The 19,590-nt window shown below is 62.8% G+C and carries 22 protein-coding genes and 1 pseudogene; 10 read left to right on the plus strand and 13 right to left on the minus strand.

All coding sequences use genetic code 11. The features are described from left to right. Positions 1-27: 27 nt before the first annotated feature. Together LGH82_RS16765 and LGH82_RS16770 are read right to left on the minus strand one after the other, a co-directional pair. Positions 28-177 (minus strand): annotated as a pseudogene (locus LGH82_RS16765) (cytochrome b); the annotation flags it as partial. Positions 178-213: 36 nt separating this feature from the next. Continuing rightward, on the minus strand, positions 214-1,104 hold the full coding sequence (locus LGH82_RS16770) for a LysR family transcriptional regulator (protein WP_227343808.1): 891 nt from the start codon (positions 1,102-1,104) through the stop codon (positions 214-216). Between the two features lie 96 nt (positions 1,105-1,200). Here LGH82_RS16770 and LGH82_RS16775 point away from each other — a divergent pair, with 96 nt between their 5' ends. Beyond that, positions 1,201-2,196, plus strand: a complete 996-nt coding sequence (locus LGH82_RS16775; protein ID WP_227343809.1) for an aldo/keto reductase — start codon at positions 1,201-1,203, stop codon at positions 2,194-2,196. 259 nt (positions 2,197-2,455) lie between these two features. Here the strand turns inward: LGH82_RS16775 and LGH82_RS16780 are convergent, their stop codons facing one another. The 8 genes from LGH82_RS16780 to infC form a co-directional block, all read right to left on the minus strand. Beyond that, complete coding sequence (locus tag LGH82_RS16780) at positions 2,456-3,058, minus strand: nucleotidyltransferase family protein (RefSeq protein WP_227343810.1); 603 nt, start codon at positions 3,056-3,058, stop codon at positions 2,456-2,458. A 93-nt stretch (positions 3,059-3,151) separates the two neighbouring features. Then, positions 3,152-5,560 carry a phenylalanine--tRNA ligase subunit beta gene (gene pheT / locus LGH82_RS16785; protein ID WP_227343811.1) on the minus strand — a complete coding sequence of 803 codons (2,409 nt, stop codon included), beginning with the start codon at positions 5,558-5,560 and terminating at the stop codon, positions 3,152-3,154. Beyond that, on the minus strand, positions 5,557-5,979 hold the full coding sequence (locus LGH82_RS16790) for a GFA family protein (RefSeq protein WP_227343812.1): 423 nt from the start codon (positions 5,977-5,979) through the stop codon (positions 5,557-5,559). The genes pheT and LGH82_RS16790 overlap by 4 nt, the downstream gene beginning before the upstream one ends. Next, the gene (pheS, locus tag LGH82_RS16795; RefSeq protein WP_227343813.1) at positions 5,976-7,028 is read right to left on the minus strand and encodes a phenylalanine--tRNA ligase subunit alpha; all 1,053 of its coding nucleotides are present in this window, start codon (positions 7,026-7,028) and stop codon (positions 5,976-5,978) included. The genes LGH82_RS16790 and pheS overlap by 4 nt, the downstream gene beginning before the upstream one ends. A 185-nt stretch (positions 7,029-7,213) precedes the next feature. Continuing rightward, positions 7,214-7,615: a 50S ribosomal protein L20 gene (gene rplT / locus LGH82_RS16800; protein WP_023672281.1), complete on the minus strand. Its 402-nt coding sequence runs from the start codon at positions 7,613-7,615 to the stop codon at positions 7,214-7,216. A 93-nt stretch (positions 7,616-7,708) separates the two neighbouring features. Then, positions 7,709-7,912, minus strand: coding sequence for a 50S ribosomal protein L35 (gene rpmI / locus LGH82_RS16805; RefSeq protein ID WP_006201248.1), 204 nt, complete (start codon positions 7,910-7,912; stop codon positions 7,709-7,711). A gap of 290 nt (positions 7,913-8,202) precedes the next feature. Then, entirely contained in the window at positions 8,203-8,832 is a 630-nt protein-coding gene (locus tag LGH82_RS16810) for a methyltransferase family protein (RefSeq protein ID WP_227343814.1), read from the minus strand. A gap of 107 nt (positions 8,833-8,939) precedes the next feature. Then, positions 8,940-9,476 carry a translation initiation factor IF-3 gene (infC, locus tag LGH82_RS16815; protein WP_227349611.1) on the minus strand — a complete coding sequence of 179 codons (537 nt, stop codon included), beginning with the start codon at positions 9,474-9,476 and terminating at the stop codon, positions 8,940-8,942. Positions 9,477-9,682: 206 nt separating this feature from the next. On the opposite strand from infC, the gene LGH82_RS16820 reads away from it, so the two are divergent. From LGH82_RS16820 to LGH82_RS16835, 4 genes are all read left to right on the plus strand, one after another. Beyond that, a complete protein-coding gene (locus LGH82_RS16820; protein WP_227343815.1) occupies positions 9,683-10,447 on the plus strand; it encodes an alpha/beta hydrolase in 765 nt (254 codons plus the stop codon). A gap of 6 nt (positions 10,448-10,453) precedes the next feature. Beyond that, positions 10,454-11,596, plus strand: a complete 1,143-nt coding sequence (locus tag LGH82_RS16825) for a benzoate/H(+) symporter BenE family transporter (protein ID WP_227343816.1) — start codon at positions 10,454-10,456, stop codon at positions 11,594-11,596. Positions 11,597-11,711: 115 nt separating this feature from the next. Next, entirely contained in the window at positions 11,712-12,185 is a 474-nt protein-coding gene (locus tag LGH82_RS16830) for a DUF2852 domain-containing protein (RefSeq protein ID WP_227343817.1), read from the plus strand. Positions 12,186-12,283: 98 nt separating this feature from the next. After that, on the plus strand, positions 12,284-13,042 hold the full coding sequence (locus LGH82_RS16835; RefSeq protein WP_227343818.1) for a M48 family metallopeptidase: 759 nt from the start codon (positions 12,284-12,286) through the stop codon (positions 13,040-13,042). 35 nt (positions 13,043-13,077) lie between these two features. Here LGH82_RS16835 and LGH82_RS16840 read toward each other — a convergent pair whose 3' ends face one another. After that, positions 13,078-13,296 carry a hypothetical protein gene (locus LGH82_RS16840; protein WP_227343819.1) on the minus strand — a complete coding sequence of 73 codons (219 nt, stop codon included), beginning with the start codon at positions 13,294-13,296 and terminating at the stop codon, positions 13,078-13,080. Between the two features lie 111 nt (positions 13,297-13,407). Here LGH82_RS16840 and LGH82_RS16845 point away from each other — a divergent pair, with 111 nt between their 5' ends. The 5 genes from LGH82_RS16845 (at position 13,408) to LGH82_RS16865 (ending at position 18,712) form a co-directional block, all read left to right on the plus strand. Further along, on the plus strand, positions 13,408-14,067 hold the full coding sequence (locus tag LGH82_RS16845; protein WP_227343820.1) for a phosphoribosylanthranilate isomerase: 660 nt from the start codon (positions 13,408-13,410) through the stop codon (positions 14,065-14,067). An 86-nt stretch (positions 14,068-14,153) separates the two neighbouring features. Then, entirely contained in the window at positions 14,154-15,404 is a 1,251-nt protein-coding gene (gene trpB, locus LGH82_RS16850) for a tryptophan synthase subunit beta (protein ID WP_227343821.1), read from the plus strand. 2 nt (positions 15,405-15,406) lie between these two features. Further along, positions 15,407-16,246: a tryptophan synthase subunit alpha gene (trpA, locus tag LGH82_RS16855; protein ID WP_227343822.1), complete on the plus strand. Its 840-nt coding sequence runs from the start codon at positions 15,407-15,409 to the stop codon at positions 16,244-16,246. Between the two features lie 96 nt (positions 16,247-16,342). After that, positions 16,343-17,269 carry an acetyl-CoA carboxylase, carboxyltransferase subunit beta gene (accD, locus tag LGH82_RS16860; protein ID WP_227343823.1) on the plus strand — a complete coding sequence of 309 codons (927 nt, stop codon included), beginning with the start codon at positions 16,343-16,345 and terminating at the stop codon, positions 17,267-17,269. 117 nt (positions 17,270-17,386) lie between these two features. After that, entirely contained in the window at positions 17,387-18,712 is a 1,326-nt protein-coding gene (locus LGH82_RS16865) for a bifunctional folylpolyglutamate synthase/dihydrofolate synthase (protein ID WP_227343824.1), read from the plus strand. Between the two features lie 26 nt (positions 18,713-18,738). Here the strand turns inward: LGH82_RS16865 and LGH82_RS16870 are convergent, their stop codons facing one another. Together LGH82_RS16870 and trxA are read right to left on the minus strand one after the other, a co-directional pair. Then, complete coding sequence (locus tag LGH82_RS16870) at positions 18,739-19,020, minus strand: cupin domain-containing protein (protein WP_227343825.1); 282 nt, start codon at positions 19,018-19,020, stop codon at positions 18,739-18,741. A gap of 229 nt (positions 19,021-19,249) precedes the next feature. Further along, on the minus strand, positions 19,250-19,573 hold the full coding sequence (gene trxA, locus LGH82_RS16875; protein ID WP_227343826.1) for a thioredoxin: 324 nt from the start codon (positions 19,571-19,573) through the stop codon (positions 19,250-19,252). Between the last annotated feature and the right edge of the window lie 17 nt (positions 19,574-19,590).

Genomic DNA, 19,590 nt, shown 5'->3' on the forward strand with positions numbered 1-19,590 from the left:
CTCTCCACTTTACCGAAGCAAGTCCAGGATCAGCTCGAAGGCGGTGCGCTGGCTGGTGATCCGCACCATGACGAAGCCGAGCCCGAACTGGCCGATGAAGATCAGCGCAATCAGCCAGTGGAGAAGGATAGCGCCCCAGCCGTAGCGGCTGGTGCTGTTTGTGATCGATGCCTGCATGGGATGTGAACGACCGCCAAGCCGGCTTTCGTCCGGTCAGCCACTCACCTTGAAGAAATCGACGAAGGCGCGCAGCGCCGGGCGCATCTGGCGCCGGCTGGGATAGTAGACGAAGAAGCCATCGAAGGGCGGGCACCAGTCCTCCAGCACGCGCACGAGCCTGCCGTCGGCGATCGCATCGCCGACATAGCCTTCGAACACAAAGGTGATCCCGGCGCCGTTGATCGCCGCTTCGACATTCAGGCGATCCTCGCCGACGATCAGCGGGCCCTCGACGGCGATCTCCAGTTCCTCGCCATCCTTCTCGAACTCCCAGCGGTAGAGCACGCCGCTGGAAAACCGGAAACGGACGCAGCGATGCCCGGCCAGGTCGCGCGGGTGGGTTGGGCGAGGCATGGTTTCGAAATAGGATGGGGCTGCAACCACGGCGCCACGAATCGGTGGACCGATCCGCACAGCGATCATGTCCGACTGCAGGCTTTCGCCCAGCCGCACGCCGGCATCGAAACCGCCTTCCACCATGTCGGCGAACCGGTCATCGACGACAATCTCCAGCACGATGTCGGGAAAAGCCCGGGCAAACGCACCGAGCCTTGGCGCAAGCGTAAGCTGCGCAGCGGTGCGCGGCACGGTCAGCCTGAGATTGCCCGCCGGCTTGTCGCGCGATTCGATCGTCGATTCCAGTGCAAGGTCGATCTCCGACAGCGCCGGCCGCAGACGTTCCAGCAGTTGCGCGCCTGCCTCGGTCGCGGCGACACTGCGTGTGCTTCGTGCCAGCAGACGCACACCGAGCCGTGCTTCCAGGCTGGCAACCGCGTGACTGACAGCCGACGGCGCGATTGCCAATTCCTTGGCCGCGCCGCGGAAGCTTCCACACTGGGCGACGGTTGCCAGCACGGCAAGTTGTGAGAGATGTGCTCGATTCATTGATCTATTCTATAGAACAGGCTGTACATACAGAAGCCGATTATCGAACGGATGGCAAGGCGCTATCTCCTTTGCATCACAACAAGGAGACTGGTGATGCAAACCCGCAAGCTTGGAAATGAATTGAATGTCTACCCCGTCGGCCTCGGCTGCATGGGGATGAGTTTCGGCTATGGCGGCCAGCCGGAAGCCGACGCGATCGCCACGCTGCATCGCGCCGTCGAGATCGGCGTCAATTTCTTCGATACGGCGGAAGTCTACGGCCCCTACGAGAACGAAGTCCTGCTCGGCAAGGCGCTGAAATCGGTGCGCGATCGCGTGACGATCGCCACCAAGTTCGGCTTCAAGATTCTCGAGGAAGGCAATGGCGTCGAACGCATGGCCGGTGTCGACAGTCGTCCGGAGCACGTCAAGGCGGTTGCCGAGGCCTCGTTGAAGCGCCTGGGCACCGATGTGATCGACCTCTTTTACCAGCATCGTGTCGATCCGAACGTGCCGATCGAGGATACGGTCGGCGCCATGGCGGAGCTGGTGCGTGAGGGCAAGGTGCGCGCGCTCGGCCTGTCGGAAGCGAGTGCCGCAACCATCCGCCGGGCCCATGCCGTGCATCCGATATCCGCCGTGCAGAGCGAATACTCGCTGTGGAGCCGCGAACCGGAAGACGAGGTGTTCGCCGTCTGCCGCGAACTTGGCATCGGCTTTGTCCCCTACAGCCCGCTCGGCCGTGGCTTGCTGACGGGCACGATCAACAAGCCCGAAGCGCTCGGCGCCGACGATTGGCGCCACACTTTGCCGCGTTTCCAGGCCGACGCGATGGCTGTCAATGCGGCTGTGATTGCCACGCTGGAAAAGATGGCGGCTGAAAAAGGCGTGACCTCGGCGCAGCTGGCGCTGGCCTGGGTGCTGCACCAGGGCGACTTCATCGTGCCAATCCCCGGCGCGCGAAAAATCCGCCATCTGGAGCAGAACGCGGCGGCGGCTGGGATCGAGTTGAGTGTGGCCGAAGTGGCTGCCATAGGCGACGCGCTGTCGCCGGAAAAAGTCGCCGGCAAGCGGTACACTGAAGCGGCGTTGGCGCTGGTGAATGGGTGAGCGTTACAGCGTAAACAAAAGGGGCGCTTCGGCGTCCCCTTTTTCCAGCGGCGCGCGCTACAGGGCGTGCGAGATGTTGACGCGAAACACCCCCTCTGTCCTGCCGGACATCTTCCCCTCAAGGGGGGAGATTAGCAGCTTCGCCCTCCTGCTCTTCATTCAAGGCTGGCGATTGGCGAAAGCCGAGGTGACATCCAATCTCCCCCCTTGAGGGGGAGATGCCCGGCAGAGCAGAGGGGGGGTGCTTCGCGCCAACATTCTACCACGGCACCACTGTAATCTCCGGCCAGTTGACCTTCGCGCGAGTGCCCTTGGCCTTATGCGTGCGCCTATTGTCCAGCGCCCGGTTCGGCGTGATGCGAAACGAGAAGATGTCGTCGAGGCCGAACGGCGCCACAAGGTCGAACTGCCCCGCCGCATCGAAGCGGACACCCACCGCATGGGTCTTCGAAGCGAAATAGGAAAGCGCTTCAGCTGATGATGACAGCGTCGGATATGCATTGCCAAAGCGCGTCTCGTACCAGAGATGCACGCGCGCCTGATTGCGCACTTCGACCGGCAGCGTCAGCCCCTCGAAGTGCTTCGCCGCCCTTTGGATGACAGCATCCTCTGCCTCGTAGGACAGGTCCGTGTCATCGAAATAGAACAGGTCGATATCCTTGATGCCGTAGCCCGGCGGCTTTCCCGTCAGATGATTCCAGACGCTGTTGTAGAGTGCACCGGACACGACCAGCCAGTCCGGAAGGTCAAGCGCCCGCACCCGTGACAACGTCTCCGCAAGCAGCGGATCAGCCGCGACGATCTTGAAGAACGCCGTGCGTTGCGCTTCGAAAGCAAGGCCGGAATAGCGCAGATGGTCCATCACCCTTTGGAGGGCGATTCGCCATCTGCTCGCAAGCCTTGGTCCTGCGCAATTCCGGACGGAAAACCGCCACGCACTTTTCCTGGAATTGCTTTAGCCTCGCAGTACGCCACCCGTCTGCTTGCCAACGTTCTCGACGACGCGCTTGGCCAGCGCCTCGAAATCCTCGTCGGTCAGCGTCTTCTCAATCGGCTGGATCGAGACTTCGATGGCGATCGACTTCTTGCCTTCGCCGAGCGCCGCGCCTTCGAAGATGTCGAAGACCGAAACGCCGGTGATCAGCTTCTTGTCGGCGGCGAGCGCGGCACGCACCAGCGTGCTGGCCTCGACCGCCCTGTCGACGACGAAGGCAAAATCGCGCTTCACCGCCTGGAAGGCCGACAATTCCAGCTTCGGCTTGGTTTTCGTCGGCTTTGCCTTCGGCTCGGGAACGGCGTCGACGAAGACTTCGAAGCCGCAAAGCGGACCCGAGACGTCCAGACCCTCAAGCGTCTTTGGGTGGAATTCGCCGAAGGTGCCGAGCACGGTTTTCGGTCCAAGCTTGATCGTGCCGGAACGGCCAGGATGATACCAGGCGGGACCACCTGCCTCGATCTGCAGCCGGTCGACCGGCGCGCCGCAGGCTTCGAGCGCGGCGATGGCGTCTGCCTTGGCGTCGAACACGCCGACGGGACCTGAATTGCCGGCCCAGTTGCGGCCGGAGCCGTCGAGCTTGGCCGTGCCGCGACGAACGCCAGCGGCCACGCGCCGCTGCTGGTCCGCACCGTCGCCCTCATAGGTACCCGACACTTCGAACAGCGCCACGTCGCCAATGCCCTTGTCGGCATTGCGCTGGGCGGCGGCGATCAGGCCCGGCAGCAGCGACGGCCGCATGTCGGACATATCAGCGGCGATCGGGTTGGCGAGCTTCAGCGCCGTCTGGCCGCCGCCGAACAGTTCGGCGTGCTTTGCCGGGATGAACGACCAGGTGACGGCCTCCATCATGCCGCGCACGGCAAGCGCGCGCTTGGCGGCGCGGGTGCGGATCTGCAACGTCGTCAGGATCTTGCCGTTGACCGCGTCATGCGAACCGAGCGGCTGCGGCGCGATGTTGTCGACGCCATGGATGCGCATGACCTCCTCGACCAGATCGGCCTTGCCGTCGACATCGGGCCGCCAGGACGGCACGGTGACGTTGACTACGTCACCCGATCCATCCGGCGTGAAACCGAGGCGCGACAGAATGCCCAGGCTTTCAGCCTTCGGGACCTCGATCCCGGTCAGGCGCTTGATGTCCGACAGCGGGAAGGAAACCATCTTCGGCTTGTGACCGGCATAGCCGACGACTTCGGTCTCCGTCGGCGTGCCGCCGCAGAGATCAAGCACCAGTTTCGTTGCCAGTTCGACACCCGGCACCATGAACTCAGGGTCGACGCCGCGCTCGAAACGGTAGCGCGCATCGGTGATGATGCCGAGCGTGCGGCCGGTGCGCGCGGTGGTGATCGGGTCCCAGAGCGCGGATTCGATGAGCACGTCGGTGGTGTTCTCGTCACAGCCGGAATGCTCGCCGCCCATGATGCCGGCAATCGACTCGACGCCATCCTGATCGGCGATGACGCACATGTCCGGCGTCAGCGTATATTCGCGACCGTCGAGCGCCAGTACCTTCTCACCGTCGCGCGCGCGGCGCACGACAAGATTGCCGGCAACCTTGCTCGCGTCGAACACATGCAGCGGACGGCCGCGGTCGAAGGTGACGTAATTGGTGATGTCGACCAGCGCGCTGATCGGGCGCAGCCCGATGGCGATCAGCCGCTGCTGCAGCCATTTCGGCGACGGGCCGTTCTTCACGCCCTTGACCAGCCTGAGCGCAAAGCCCGGGCAGAGCTCCGGAGCTTCGATCGCCACCTTGACCGGGCACATGCCTGCGCCGACATGCGGCATGATCGCGCCGCCGACGAGGCGGCCAAGCCCGCTCGCCGCCAGATCGCGGGCGATGCCGTAGACGCTTGTCGCGTCAGGACGGTTCGGCGTGAGGTTGATCTCGATCATCGGATCGTCGAGATGCGCATAGGCGGCGAAACTGGTGCCGACCGGCGCATCCTCGGGCAGGTCGATGATGCCGTTGTGCTCGTCGGACAGTTCCAGCTCGCGCTCGGAACACATCATGCCGTGGCTTTCGACGCCCCTGATCTTGCCGACCGTCAGCGTTACGTCGATGCCGGGCACATAGGCGCCGGGCGCTGCAAAGGCGCCGATCAGGCCCGCGCGGGCATTCGGTGCGCCGCACACCACCTGCACGGGCGGCTTGCCGTCGCCGGTGTCGACGGTCAGCACGCGCAGGCGATCGGCATCCGGGTGCTGCACCGCCGTCAACACCCTGGCGATGACGAAGGGCTTCAGGCTCGACTTGTCGTCGACATGCTCGACTTCGAGGCCGATCGACGTCAGCCGCTCGACGATTTCGTTGAGCGACGCGTCGGTCTCGAGGTGATCCTTGAGCCAGGAGAGGGTGAATTTCATGACTGTGTTCCGTCTGGTCTTTTGACGCTTGTTTTCAAATGTCTCGGCAAGTCGTCGGACATGTGCAGGAAAGGAAGCTGCTCGCTCACATAGGCATGCTGCGTCGGCGTGAAATCAGCGGGCATGTCCATGGCGCCGAGCATGAAGTAGATATCGTCCTCCAGACGCTCGTCGACATAGGCGATGGGCGAGCCGCAGATGCCGCAGAACGACCGCGTCACCGGGCCGTTCTCGAACATCTTCAGCGCCTTGCCGGTGAAGGCCACCTGATCGACGAGGAAGCCGACAAAGGCCGATACCGGCGCGCCGCTGGCCCGCCGGCAATCGCCGCAATGGCAATAGCTGACATGGTGCGGTTCGGCCGAGGCCTCGAACCGCACGGCGCCGCAGCGGCAGCCGCCGGCGTGGGCGGCTGTCATGCGCTCAAGCCTCCGAACAGCGTCGGCATGTCGAGCGGCCGGAAGCCGTAGTGCGACAGCCAGCGCACGTCCGCGTCGAAGAAGGCGCGCAGGTCCGGCATGCCGTATTTCAGCATGGCGATGCGGTCGATGCCCATGCCCCAGGCAAAGCCCTGATACTCGTCGGGGTCGAGTCCGCCGGCCCTCAGCACATTGGGGTGGACCATGCCGCAGCCAAGGATTTCCATCCAGTCGGAGCCTTCGCCGAAGCGCACCTCGCCGGGCCTGGAGCGGTCGCACTGGATGTCGACCTCGAGGCTGGGCTCGGTGAACGGGAAGAAGGACGGGCGAAAGCGCATCTTGACCGACGGCACCTCGAAGAAGGCCTTGCAGAACTCCTCCAGCACCCATTTCATGTTGGCGACATTGGCCGTCTTGTCGATCACCAGCCCCTCGACCTGATGGAACATCGGCGAGTGGGTGGCATCGGAATCCTGGCGATAAGTCTTGCCGGGAATGACGATGCGGATCGGCGGCTTCTGCGTCTCCATGGTGCGGATCTGCACCGGCGAGGTGTGGGTGCGCAACAGCTTGCGCTCTCCCTTCTCGTCCGGCTGGAAGAAGAAGGTGTCATGCATCTCGCGCGCCGGATGCCCCTCCGGGAAATTCAGCGCGGTGAAATTGTAGTAATCGGTCTCGATATCCGGACCTTCGGCGATAGCAAAGCCGAGATCGCCGAAGATCGCCGCGATCTCGTCGATGACCTGGCTGATCGGATGGATGCGGCCACGCTCGGCCGGCGACTGCCGCACCGGCAAGGTCACATCGACCTTTTCAGCGGCAAGGCGGGCGGTGATCGCCACATCCTTCAGTTCGGCCCGTCGCGTGGTGAGCGCGTCGGTGACGCGGTTCTTGAGGCCGTTGATGGCCGGGCCCTTCAACTGGCGCTCCTCGGCGCTCATCGCGCCCAGCGTCTTCAGCATTTCGGAAACCGAGCCCTTCTTGCCCAGTGCGGCGACGCGCACGGCTTCGATAGCGGCCTCGTCTGCTGCCGACGCTATGTCGGCCATCAGGGAATTTTCGAGAGTTTCCAAGCCAGTGGTTGCGTCGTTCACGGTCAAGCTCGCTACGTTGGAAATCAGCCTAAAGTGAAAATCACTGTTAAGTTGAAAGTTCAGGCATAAGAAAACCCGCGCCAGCCGTGCCAGCGCGGGTTCCCCAAATCAGAATTTCGAATGCTTGGGAAGCGCTGGTCTTAGGCGACAGCGCTTTCAAAAGCGTTCGGCGTGGTGTTCTTCAGATATTCGAGCGCGACCTTGGCCTTGGCGACCAGGGCGGCGAAAGCCTGCGGCTCATGGATGGCCATGTCGGACAGGATCTTGCGATCGATCTCGATGCCGGACTTGTTGAGGCCGTCGATGAAGCGGCCATAGGTCAGGCCGTGCTCGTGCGTCGCGGCATTGATGCGCTGAATCCACAGGGCGCGGAACGAGCGCTTGCGGTTCTTGCGGTCGCGATACGCGTACTGCATCGACTTTTCCACCGCCTGCTTGGCGATGCGGATGGTGTTCTTGCGGCGGCCGTAAAAGCCTTTCGCGGCTTTCAGGACCTTCTTGTGCTTGGCGTGCGAGGTGACGCCTCTCTTTACGCGTGCCATGTCATGATCTCCTTAAAAGCAATTCCAGGAAAAATGCCCTTCGGTTTTCCGTTCGGAATTGCGTAAAACAAATGCGTGTCCGGACCGAATGCCTTAGAGGCCGTTCGGCAGAAAATTCTTGATGACCTTCTTGCCATCCGGTTCAGCCAGAACCATCGTGCCGCGGGCATTTCGAATGAACTTGTTGGAACGCTTGATCATGCCGTGACGCTTGCCGGCCGCAGCCGACAGGACTTTACCCGTACCTGTGATCTTGAACCGCTTTTTGGCGGCTGACTTGGTCTTCATCTTGGGCATTTTGCTACTCCGTATGTGGCGCACTATCGCGCTTTTTGTTCGCTCCGGGCCGACCAAAGCCCGAAAAGCAAATGAAACCGCCACGGCATGCCCTGCCGGGCGGTTTTTCTTAGAACGCCTTGCGTCGCTCTAATGTCTTGAACCCCCGCATCGTGATCGCCAAAAACAAAACCTATTTTCAGGCGGATGCGCGAGACGGCGGTCCTATACGTCAAAGTGAGCCGGCGCGCAACACCTACCGCGCCGCTCGTTCTGGAAGCGCGGCATTCGAGGCCCGCGCCGGGTCCGCCTCAGGGAAAGCGGAACAGCACCGGCAAAATGCCCGCCTGCTGCGCGCCATCGACCAGTTCGAAGGCCGGCAGGGCCACGAGGAAGACCAGGCCGTCCATCAGCGTGATCAAGAGCACCCGCGGCTTGAAGCTGCCGGTATCCCCCTCCTCGTACAGCGAAAGCTTGGGGAAGAAGCGCGGCACCCGCGCCATGTAGGCCAGATATGGCGCACCCAGCGCTTCCTTGAGGAATTTCTCCTCACGCAAGATGACGATATAGAAGGCCGCGGCGCAGATCACGCCAAAGCCGATCGTGGCGGTGATCGAGCCAAGCTGCGCGCCGACACCACAAGCGGCAATACTCGAAAACAAATAGAGCGGATTGCGGGTGATCGAATAAGGCCCGCCGGACACCACCTCGGCGGATTTGCGCCCACCAATATAGAGCGTCGCCCACAGCCGGCCGATGATGCCGAGGAAGATCAGCACGACGCCGAACGTCTCCAGCAACTCATGTACCGGCGTGTCGGGAGGAAAATACGACTGCCCGACAAGCAAGACAACGAACAGAAATACAACAAGCACCGCGATCATGATCCTACGCGTCCGCTGATAGTTGCCCAGCGCGTACTTGATTTCGTTGTCGCTCATGTCGAATCCCGATCGTCGAGGAACGTTGCCTGCGATCGCAGCGAGGCCTGTAAAATAGGCGTCCCGCCGATCGCCGGGACGCCCTTGGAACACGATTCAGGCGGATTTTAGCGAGGCGCCAGCACCATCATCATCTGTCGGCCTTCGAGCTTCGGTTCCGCCTCGACCTTGGCGATGGTCGCAACCTCTTCGCGAACCTTGTTCAGAAGCTGCATGCCAAGTTCCATATGCGCCATCTCGCGGCCACGAAAGCGCAATGTCAGCTTGACCTTGTCACCTTCCTCGAAGAAGCGCCGAACGGCCTTCATCTTGGTCTCGTAATCGTGGCTGTCGATGTTCGGGCGCATCTTGATCTCCTTGATCTCGATGACCTTCTGATTCTTGCGCGCTTCGGCCGCCTTCTTCTGGTTGGCGTATTTCAACTTGCCTAGATCGAGAATCTTGACGACAGGCGGTATCGCATTGGGCGATATCTCGACCAGGTCGAGACCGGCCTCTTCGGCGAGCAGCAATGCGTCGTTGATGGAAACATCGCCGCGGTTCTGGCCTTCGGCGTCGATAAGCTGGACCCGGGGAACCCGGATGTCACGGTTGGAGCGCGGGCCATCCTTGGTAGGCGCCGCTGCTTTGAAAGGTCTGCGAATGGTCGTGGTCTCCTTGGCCGTTGCGTTCAGGGTTCTTCAGTTCAAATCTCTGGATGCGCCAATGTGGTAAGCGCGCGGGCGGAGTCAATAGCACAGCGCTCACAGGAAATCACCTGATCGCGAGCCTGTACCAAGCAAAGAAAGCTCAAGGCCACTTTTCGCACCGGCCAAGCCTGTGTCAAAAGACCGGAGTGAGGGAACAAGCCATGACCGCCCCGATTTTTCTGGACGTCGACGGATCGCGCATTGCCGTCAGGCATGCCGCGGGTGTGGAGCCCGGCATTGTCTGGCTCGGCGGCTACAAATCCGACATGCTGGGCACCAAGGCCGAGGTGCTGTCGGAATGGACAGGCCGTGAAGGCCGCGCCTTCCTGCGCCACGACTATTCCGGCCATGGCGAATCAGGCGGCGCCTTTGTCGATGGCACGATCTCGAAATGGCTTTCGCAGAGCGTCGCGGTCTTGCGCCATTTTACCAAGGGCAAACAGATCCTGGTCGGCTCGTCGATGGGCGCCTGGATCGCGCTGCGCATGGTGCAGGAGTTGCGCAAGGCGGGAGACGACCGTGTCGCCGGCCTGGTGCTGCTGGCGCCGGCGCCGGATTTCACCGCCGAGCTGATCGAACCGGTGCTGACCGAGGCGCAAAAGCACGACCTTGCGGAAAATGGCTTCTTTGGCGAATCGTCGGAATATTCGACCGAGCCTTATATCTATACGCGTGCCCTGATCGAGGATGGCCGTAACAACCGGGTGATGACCGGGCCGATCGACACGCATTGCCCCGTCCACATCCTGCAGGGACTGGCCGACGCCGACGTGCCGGCAAGCCATGCCTTGAAGCTGGTCAGCCTGCTGCCCGCCGACGACGTGACGCTTTCGCTCATTCCCGACGGCGACCACCGGCTGTCGCGGCCGCAGGATCTCGACATGCTGGTTCGCGCGGTGGACGCCATGACACGACAGGCGGGGTAAAGACATATGCGCGTTTCCATTCCCGTATCGGCCTTCGTCGCGGCGATCGTCGGTTTTGGCGGCACGCTGGCCATTGTCATTGCCGCCGCCAAGGCGGTCGGCGCGACGCAGATCGAAACAGCGAGCTGGGTAACGGCAATCTGCCTGGCCATGGCGATAGAGAGCCTGTGGCTGTCATGGCGCACGAAAATGCCTGTCATCACGGCCTGGTCGACGCCAGGACTGGCGCTGATCGCTGCATCGAGTGGCTTTTCGATGGGCGAGGCCGTCGGCGCCTTCATCGTCACCGGCATCCTTCTGATCGCCACCGGACTGTTTCGGCCACTGACGAAGCTCATCTCCAGGATACCCCCTTCCGTCGCCTCGGGAATGCTGGCCGGCATCGTCGTCACCTTCGCCCTCAACGCGGTGAAAGCCGTCCCGGCAGATCCATGGCTGATCCTGCCGCTGATCGCCGCCTTCTTCGTCATCCGCCTGTTCAATCCGGCGCTGTCGGTGCTGGCGGTGCTGGTCGGCGGCGGCCTCGCCGCCTTCCTGACCGGTCGTGTCGGCGGCCTGCCAACGCCCGAACTGTCGACACTGACGCTGATTGCACCCGACTTCACCGCCAAGGCGATCATCGGCCTGGCGCTGCCGCTCTATCTCGTCACCATGGCCTCGCAGAACCTGTCGGGCCTCGCGGTGCTGCGCGCCGCCGGCTACGACCCCGAGCCCGGTCCGCTGATCGGCGTCACCGGCCTTTTTTCGCTATTGTCGGCGCCGTTCGGTGCCGCGACCACCAATCTGGCGGCGATCTCGGCGGCGATCTGCACGGGACCCGACGTCCACCCGGACCCCGCCGAGCGCTGGAAGACAGGGCCGTTCTATGCGCTTGCCTATCTCATCTTCGCGATATTCGGCGCTTCGCTGGTGGCGATCTTCGCCGTCCTGCCGCAAAGCCTGATCGTGCTGGTCGCCGGCCTGGCGCTGATGGCGTCGCTGGCCAATGCGCTGTCGATCGCGCTGAAGGACGAGGGTGAGCGCATGGCCGCCACCGTCACATTCGTCGTCACCGCATCGGGGCTGACACTGTTCGGCGTCGGCGCGGCATTCTGGGGCCTGATCGCGGGGTTGGCATTGCTTTTCCTCGATATACTCAAAAAGCGATAATCATTTCAGGCCCTTGTCCGGTTTTGGCTGAAGCTGTCTTGAATCGCCGTTTTCCCGATCCCATTTCGATTCCACGCAGCCAGATGGCTGTCTCCAACCGAAGGAATCGGAGAAAATGAACACATCCGCACTGATCCGTCCGGCCTGGACGCCGGCGACCATCGCGTTGATGGTCATCGGCTTCATGGTGTTCTGGCCGCTCGGCTTCGCCATGCTTGCCTACATAATCTGGGGCGACCGGCTTGATGGCTTCAAGCGCGACGTCAACCGGGCAACGGACGGCATCTTCGCCGGCTGCCGCCGCGGTTCCGACAAGGCCGCGCGCTGGGGCCATGGTTCCGCCCGTACCGGCAACGTGGCTTTCGACGACTGGCGTGAAAAGGAACTCGAACGGCTCAACGAAGAGCGCCGCAAGCTCGACGAGATGCTGACCCAGTTTGACGAGTATGCCCGCGAATTGCGCCGCGCCAAGGACCAGGACGAGTTCGATCGCTTCATGGCGAATCGCAACAAGTCGACGGCTCCCACGACGACGGACACGACGACCACCAAGCGTGGCGGCAAGGGCTCTGGCCTGCTCGACGACTGAGACCAGCGACCGGCCACTCCACAGATGGCGGCGTCGCGAAAGCGACGCCGTTTCTTTTCTGTTCTACTCGTTTCCTCGAATCGCGTAACGTTGCGCCAATGTCCTTCGGCTTCTTCCGCAATCCGACCAAGCCCAAGCCCGCGCCGGTCGAGGAGCGCGAGCATGTTGTCGCGGGCCGCTCGCTGCCGCTCAAGATCGTCGAAAACGACCGCGCGCGACGACTGACGCTGCGCATAGATTCCGGCGGTCGCGGCCTGCGCATCACCGTCCCACCCGGCCTGCGCCGGGGCGAGGTGGAGAAATTCCTGCATCGGCATCAGGGCTGGCTGGAGCAGCGGCTGGCCAAGGTGCCCGACCGGCCGCAAGTGCGGCCCGGCATCAAGATACCCCTGCGCGGCGTACCGCATCTCGTCATGCATGAACCGGGCAAGCGCGGCACGGTCTCGGTCGAGAATAGCGGCGCTGGGCCGACGCTGGTCGTCCATGGCGACCGCATACACCTGCCGCGCCGCATCGCCGACTTCCTGAAGCGCGAAGCCAAGCGCGAGATCGAGGCACTGGTGGTGAAACACACCGGGGCGTTGGGCAAGCGGGCCAAGGCGATCCGCTTCAAGGACACGTCAAGCCGCTGGGGCTCGTGCACCTCCGATGGCAGCCTGTCGTTTTCCTGGCGCATCATGATGGCGCCGGCGCCGGTGATAAATTACCTCGTCGCGCATGAGGTGGCGCACCTCAAGGAGATGAACCATGGCCCGGACTTCTGGGCTCTGTGCAAAGAGCTTTGCCCGGACACCGAGCGCTGCAAGGCCTGGCTGAAGCGCAATGGCGGCGCGCTGCAGGCGATCGTGTTCGAGTAGTCAGATGGGCCCGCCTAAACTTGCGTCCATTCAATTCAATCATCATTGCTGGCGTTGAGTTCGCTGGGCTTCAGCCCCTCATCGGGATGGTGCGGCCATGGCAGGAAGTTGCTGTCGAAGGCATCGCCGCCGAAATAGTCGAGGGCGCGGTGCGCCTCGGCGCCGTTGAAGGCGGCCTTGTCCATCAGATGGGCGATGACCTCGCGCGCCTGCGCGATCTTCTGACTGAGTTCGGCAACGGTTCTGTCTGCCATGATTGTGCTCCCGCCTTGCGTCGTGTTCGTCCATAGGTAGCGCCTTTGGCGTTGCCGGCAAACATGCGCTTTTTCTCGACTCTTTAGCCGTTTCGTGCCAATTCCCGCGCCATGGCGCTCGACATCAAGATCTGCGGGTTGAAGACCGACGAGGCAATGGCCGCGGCATTGGCCGGCGGGGCCAGCCATGTCGGCTTTATTTTCTTCGCCAAGAGCCCGCGCTTCATCGAGCCTTCGGACGCGGGCCTCCTGCGTGAAGCCGCGACCGGCAAGGCCAGCGCGGTCGCCGTCACGGTCGACGCCAGCGATGCGCTCCTGGACGGGATCGTCGAAAAGATGCGTCCCGACATGCTGCAGCTTCACGGCTCGGAAAGCCCGGCACGGGTGGCCGAGGTGAAGGCGCGTTACGGCCTGCCGGTGATCAAGGCGCTGTCGGTCAGCGAGGCCGCCGATCTGGAGCGGATTGCCCCCTTCACCGGCATTGCCGATCGCTTCCTGTTCGATGCAAAGCCGCCGAAAGGTTCCGAGCTGCCGGGCGGCAACGGCGTCTCTTTCGATTGGCATATTCTCACCGGCCTTGACGCTGGCGTCGATTACATGCTTTCCGGTGGGCTCAACGTCGCCAATATCGGCGATGCCCTTCGGCTAGCAAACCCGCCCGGAATAGACATTTCGTCGGGCGTGGAAAGTGCGCCGGGCGTCAAGGATCCGGCGCTGATAGAACAGTTTTTCCGGGCCGTCAGGGCAGCGACCGACAATCGCGCCGCCTGACGGATCGAACCAGGGCATGCCGCGGAAGACCGGGAACCGGTTTTCCGACAAAGGCATGCCGCACATCAGGACGTAGGAGATCGGCGATGAACAAGCCGGCGACACCCAATTCCTTCCGCACCGGACCCGACGAACAGGGCATGTTCGGCATCTTTGGCGGGCGTTTCGTCGCCGAGACGCTGATGCCGCTGATCCTCGACCTCGAACGGAACTGGAACGAGGTCAAGAACGATCCGGATTTCAAGGCCGAACTGCAGAACCTGTCGACACACTATGCCGGGCGCCCGTCGAAGCTCTACTTCGCCGAAGGCCTGACCAGACATCTTCGTGAGGTTTCCTCGGCGAAGGGCCTCGGGGGCGGCGCCAAGGTCTATTTCAAGCGCGAGGACCTGAACCACACCGGCTCGCACAAGATCAACAACTGCCTCGGCCAGATCCTGCTGGCCAAGCGCATGGGCAAGAAGCGGATCATTGCCGAAACCGGTGCAGGCCAGCACGGTGTTGCATCGGCCACGGTGGCGGCCCGGTTCGGCTTTCCCTGCGTCGTCTATATGGGCGCGACCGACGTCGCCCGCCAAAGCCCCAACGTGTTCCGCATGAAGCTGCTGGGTGCCGAGGTACGGCCGGTGACCGCCGGTCACGGCACGCTGAAGGACGCCATGAACGAAGCCCTTCGTGATTGGGTGACCAATGTCGAGGACACCTACTATCTGATCGGCACCGCCGCTGGCCCACACCCGTACCCGGAACTGGTGCGCGAGTTCCAGTCTGTCATCGGCATCGAAGCACGCGCCCAGATCCTCGAACAGGAAGGCCGGCTGCCGGACACGATCATCGCCGCCGTCGGCGGCGGCTCGAACGCCATCGGCATGTTCCATCCTTTCCTTGACGACAAGGATGTTCGCATCATCGGCATCGAAGCCGGCGGACGCGGTCTCGACGGCATCGAGCATTGCGCCTCGATGAATGCCGGCTCGCCGGGCGTCCTGCACGGCAACCGTACCTATCTGCTGCAGAATGCCGACGGGCAGATCATGGACGGCCATTCGATCTCGGCCGGCCTCGATTATCCCGGTGTCGGTCCCGAGCATTCCTGGCTGCGCGACAGCGGCCGCGTTGAGTATGTGCCGATCCTCGACGATGAGGCGCTGGAGGCTTTCAAGCTGACGACGCGGGTCGAGGGGATCATTCCGGCACTGGAATCGGCACACGCCATCGCGCATGCGGTGAAGATCGTGCCGGCCATGGACAAGGACCAGATCGTCATCGTCAACCTGTCCGGCCGTGGCGACAAGGACGTGCATACGGTGGCCTCGATGCTGGGCATGGAGATCTGATCATGACCACCCGCATCGACCGCCGCATGGCGAAGCTGAAGACCGAAGGCCGCCCGGCGCTCGTCACCTATTTCATGGGCGGCGACCCCGACTACGACACCTCGCTGTCGATCATGAAGGCGCTGCCCAAGGCCGGGGCCGACATCATCGAGCTCGGCATGCCCTTCTCCGACCCGATGGCCGACGGCCCGGCGATCCAGGCTGCAGGCCTGCGCGCGTTGAAGGCCGGCCAGACACTGGCCAAGACGCTGAAGATGGCGTCGGAATTCCGCACCGGCGACAATGAAACGCCAATCGTGCTGATGGGCTACTACAACCCGATCTACGTTTACGGCGTCGACCGTTTCCTCAAGGATGCGCTGGCCAGCGGCATCGACGGACTGATCGTCGTCGACCTGCCGCCGGAGATGGACGAGGAACTGTGCATTCCGGCGCTGAAGGCCGGCATCAATTTCATCCGGCTGGCGACACCGACCACCGACGACAAGCGCCTGCCCAAGGTGCTGCAGAACACGTCGGGCTTCGTCTATTACGTGTCGATGACCGGCATTACCGGTTCGGCGCTTGCCGATACCGGCAAGGTGGCGGCTGCGGTGAAGCGTATCAAGGGCCATACCGACCTGCCGGTCTGCGTTGGCTTCGGCGTCAAGACCGCCGAGCAGGCGCGCATCATCGGCGCGTCGGCCGACGGCGTCGTCGTCGGCACCGCAATCGTCAACGCGGTCGCCAATGTGCTGGGGCCTAAGGGTGAGAAAACCGCCGACCCGGCCGAAGCGGTCGCCACGCTGGTCAGCGGACTTGCACAGGGTGTGCGCGGCGCCCGCCTTGCTGCCGCCGAATAATCTTCCTAGATCAGGTTTGCGCGTGTCGTTTTCCCAAAACGGTTCCCATTTCTGGGCGACACGCACTAACTCTTCGTCAGGACAGGAGCCGAAGCGATGAACTGGATCACCAATTACGTTCGCCCGAGGATCAACTCGATGCTCGGCCGGCGCACCGACATGCCGGAAAATCTCTGGATCAAGGATCCGGAAACCGGCGAGATGGTCTTCCACAAGGATCTGGAGTCGAACCAGTTCGTCATCCCGTCCTCTGGGCATCACATGAAGATCTCGGCCAAGGAGCGGCTGAGATTCTTCTTCGATGACGGCAAATACGAGACCCTGGAAAACCCCAAGGTCATGCAGGATCCACTGAAGTTCCGCGACGAGAAACGCTATGTCGACCGGCTGAAGGACGCCAAGGCCAAGACCGGCCTGGAAGATGCGATCATCAATGCGCTGGGGACCATCGAAGGCTTGCCCGTGGTGGTGACGGTGCAGGACTTCGCCTTCATGGGTGGCTCGCTCGGCATGGCCGCCGGTGACGCCATTGTGCACGGTTTCGAAGTGGCCCTGCAGCGCAAGCGGCCGCTGATCCTGTTCGCGGCCTCGGGCGGCGCGCGCATGCAGGAAGGTATTTTGTCACTTATGCAGCTGCCGAGGACCACGGTCGGCGTCGACCGGCTGAAGGAAGCCGGCCTGCCCTACATCGTCGTCCTGACCAACCCGACCACGGGCGGCGTGACTGCTTCCTATGCCATGCTGGGTGACGTGCACATCGCCGAACCCGGCGCGCTGATCGGCTTTGCCGGACCGCGCGTTATCGAGCAGACCATCCGGGAAAAACTGCCGGACGGCTTCCAGCGCTCCGAATATCTGATGGATCACGGCATGGTCGACATGGTGGTGTCGCGGCTACAGATGCGCGAGACGATCGCGCGGTTGCTGAAAATGCTGCTCAAGATGCCCGAGGAGCAAAAGCCGCTGGAGCCGGAAATCCTGCCGCCGGCGGTGGTCTCCGCGGAAGCACGGCCGCAGGCCTGACGCGACACGAAACGCCGCGAGCCGCGATCGCACCAGGGCCGTGGCGCTGTAGCTTTTGATTGCCACGGTCCTTTTCGAAACCGATTCCGGTCTTCGGGGCCATCCTAGGACTCTTCCATGACGACGCTCGCCGCCGACCGCGAAATCGAAGCCCTGATGGCCCTTCACCCGAAGGGCTTCGACCTTTCGCTCGACCGCATTACGCGGCTGCTGGAACGACTGGGCAATCCGCAGGACCGGCTGCCGCCGGTGATCCACATCGCCGGAACCAACGGCAAGGGCTCCTGCGCCGCCTTTTCACGGGCCCTGCTCGAGTCCGCCGGCTATCGCGTCCATGTCCACACCTCGCCGCATCTGGTGAGCTGGCACGAACGCTACCGGCTGGCCGCCGATGGCGGTGGCAAACTGGTCGAGGACAAGGTCTTCGCCGAAGCCATCGCCCGTGTAGCCAAGGCCAATGAAGGCCAGAAGATCACCGTCTTCGAAATCCTGACCGCTGTCACCTTCATCCTGTTTTCCGAACATCCGGCGGACGCCGCCATCATCGAGGTGGGTCTCGGCGGCCGCTTCGATGCCACCAATGTCGTCAAGGAGCCGGCCGTCTCGGTGATCATGCCGGTGTCGCTCGATCACGAGGCCTATCTTGGCGACCGGGTCGAGCTGATCGCCGCCGAAAAGGCCGGGATCATGAAGCGCGGCTGCCCAGTTGTCATCGGCGCCCAGGAAAGCGAGACGGCGCAGCAGGTTCTCATCGAAACCGCCGAGCGGCTCGACTGCCCCGACTTCGTCTACGGCCAGGATTTCCTCGCCTATGAGGAAAACGGCCGCATGGTCTACCAGGACGAGGACGGGTTGATGGACTTGCCGCCGCCACGCCTGCCGGGGCGCCATCAGTTCGCCAATGCGGCCGCGGCGATCGCGGCGGTCAAGGCGGCGGGTTTCCAGATCAGCCATCGCGCCGCCGAAAAGGCGATGACAAACGTCGCCTGGCCCGGCCGGATGCAGAAGCTGGCGCAGGGCAGGCTGGCGGAGCTGGCGCCGAAGGGCGCCGACATCTGGCTGGACGGTGGGCACAATCCGGGCGCCGGCGTCGTCGTTGCCGAAGCGCTGGCCGAGCAGGAAGAAAAGAACCCGCGTCCGCTCTTCCTCATCTCAGGCATGATCAACACCAAGGACCAGAGTGGCTATTTCGCCGCCTTCAAGGGGCTGGCACGTCACGTTTATACGGTGCCGGTGAGCATGAGCGACGCCGGCGTGCCGAATGATGAGTTGGCGATCCGCGCCACGGAGGCCGGCCTGTCGGCCGAACCGGTGAGTTCCGTCGCCAGCGCGCTGATGCTGCTGCGCGACACCTGGGACGGCCCGGCACCACGCATCCTGATCGGCGGGTCATTGTACCTGGCCGGCGCGGTCCTGGCCGAGAACGGCACGCCGCCAACGTAGGGTCGCCAGAGACGACCTTAGCAGCGCTATTTCAGCTCGATCTCGATAAAAGCGTATTCGCCCTCATTGGCGCTGATGACGTCATGTTCGACGCCTTCCTTGCGAAAATAGGGCGCACCCTTCTTCATTTCGGCAAAGGACTCGCCGTCCTTGGTCAACAGCTTCACCTTGCCGTCCATCAGCGGCACCACGACATAGTCGTGGCCGTGGCGGTGCCAGCCGGTGTTGTCACCCGGCGCGAAGCGGTATTCGGTGACGATGACGCGCTCATTGTCGATGAAGACGGTTGCCTTGGCGGATCCGGTCATATCGTTTCTCCCTGCTTCTGCTGCCAACAGATGACATGGAGTGCCCTGATGTGAGGGCCAGAGCGGCCCAGCGCATGACCCAGAAATAGGAATCGATTTTCTGAAGGATCATGCGCCAATCCAGTTGCTACAGCGTCCCTTGCGCGTCCGAAGGACGCGCGGCGCTGTAAGTGACGCCAACAAAAAGCCCGGCGCGAGGCCGGGCTTTTTGTTCTGAATTTCAGATGGATCAGGCGAGGCTGCCATTGATCCAGTGCGACAGCGCGGTCTTGGGCGCGGCGCCTACCTTCATGTCGGCGACTTCGCCGCCCTTGAAGATCATCAGCGTCGGGATCGAGCGCACGCCGAACTGTGCGGCCAACTCGGGATTCTCGTCGATGTTCAGCTTGGCGATCTTCACCTTGGCGCCAAGTTCGTTGGCGATGTCTTCCAGTGCCGGCGCGATCATCTTGCAGGGGCCGCACCATTCCGCCCAGAAATCGACGACGACCGGTACGCTGGCGTTAAGCACATCGGTCTGGAAATTGCTCTTATCGACCTTGACGGTGGTCATGCGGAATCCTTTCGAAA

The sequence above is a fragment of the Mesorhizobium sp. PAMC28654 genome (assembly GCF_020616515.1).
GTDB lineage: Bacteria > Pseudomonadota > Alphaproteobacteria > Rhizobiales > Rhizobiaceae > Mesorhizobium.

Excerpts from the sequence above, each read along its gene's own strand:
- trxA (WP_227343826.1), bottom strand. The coding sequence starts at position 19,573 with ATGACCACCGTCAAGGTCGATAAGAGCAATTTCCAGACCGATGTGCTT.
- LGH82_RS16845 (WP_227343820.1), top strand. The coding sequence starts at position 13,408 with ATGGCGCTCGACATCAAGATCTGCGGGTTGAAGACCGACGAGGCAATG.
- LGH82_RS16790 (WP_227343812.1), bottom strand. The coding sequence starts at position 5,979 with ATGACAGCCGCCCACGCCGGCGGCTGCCGCTGCGGCGCCGTGCGGTTC.
- pheS (WP_227343813.1), bottom strand. The coding sequence starts at position 7,028 with ATGGCCGACATAGCGTCGGCAGCAGACGAGGCCGCTATCGAAGCCGTG.
- LGH82_RS16810 (WP_227343814.1), bottom strand. The coding sequence starts at position 8,832 with ATGAGCGACAACGAAATCAAGTACGCGCTGGGCAACTATCAGCGGACG.
- LGH82_RS16830 (WP_227343817.1), top strand. The coding sequence starts at position 11,712 with ATGAACACATCCGCACTGATCCGTCCGGCCTGGACGCCGGCGACCATC.
- LGH82_RS16780 (WP_227343810.1), bottom strand. The coding sequence starts at position 3,058 with ATGGACCATCTGCGCTATTCCGGCCTTGCTTTCGAAGCGCAACGCACG.
- LGH82_RS16775 (WP_227343809.1), top strand. The coding sequence starts at position 1,201 with ATGCAAACCCGCAAGCTTGGAAATGAATTGAATGTCTACCCCGTCGGC.
- LGH82_RS16825 (WP_227343816.1), top strand. The coding sequence starts at position 10,454 with ATGCGCGTTTCCATTCCCGTATCGGCCTTCGTCGCGGCGATCGTCGGT.
- LGH82_RS16870 (WP_227343825.1), bottom strand. The coding sequence starts at position 19,020 with ATGACCGGATCCGCCAAGGCAACCGTCTTCATCGACAATGAGCGCGTC.
- LGH82_RS16770 (WP_227343808.1), bottom strand. The coding sequence starts at position 1,104 with ATGAATCGAGCACATCTCTCACAACTTGCCGTGCTGGCAACCGTCGCC.
- trpB (WP_227343821.1), top strand. The coding sequence starts at position 14,154 with ATGAACAAGCCGGCGACACCCAATTCCTTCCGCACCGGACCCGACGAA.
- trpA (WP_227343822.1), top strand. The coding sequence starts at position 15,407 with ATGACCACCCGCATCGACCGCCGCATGGCGAAGCTGAAGACCGAAGGC.
- rpmI (WP_006201248.1), bottom strand. The coding sequence starts at position 7,912 with ATGCCCAAGATGAAGACCAAGTCAGCCGCCAAAAAGCGGTTCAAGATC.
- accD (WP_227343823.1), top strand. The coding sequence starts at position 16,343 with ATGAACTGGATCACCAATTACGTTCGCCCGAGGATCAACTCGATGCTC.
- LGH82_RS16835 (WP_227343818.1), top strand. The coding sequence starts at position 12,284 with ATGTCCTTCGGCTTCTTCCGCAATCCGACCAAGCCCAAGCCCGCGCCG.
- LGH82_RS16820 (WP_227343815.1), top strand. The coding sequence starts at position 9,683 with ATGACCGCCCCGATTTTTCTGGACGTCGACGGATCGCGCATTGCCGTC.
- pheT (WP_227343811.1), bottom strand. The coding sequence starts at position 5,560 with ATGAAATTCACCCTCTCCTGGCTCAAGGATCACCTCGAGACCGACGCG.
- LGH82_RS16865 (WP_227343824.1), top strand. The coding sequence starts at position 17,387 with ATGACGACGCTCGCCGCCGACCGCGAAATCGAAGCCCTGATGGCCCTT.
- rplT (WP_023672281.1), bottom strand. The coding sequence starts at position 7,615 with ATGGCACGCGTAAAGAGAGGCGTCACCTCGCACGCCAAGCACAAGAAG.
- LGH82_RS16840 (WP_227343819.1), bottom strand. The coding sequence starts at position 13,296 with ATGGCAGACAGAACCGTTGCCGAACTCAGTCAGAAGATCGCGCAGGCG.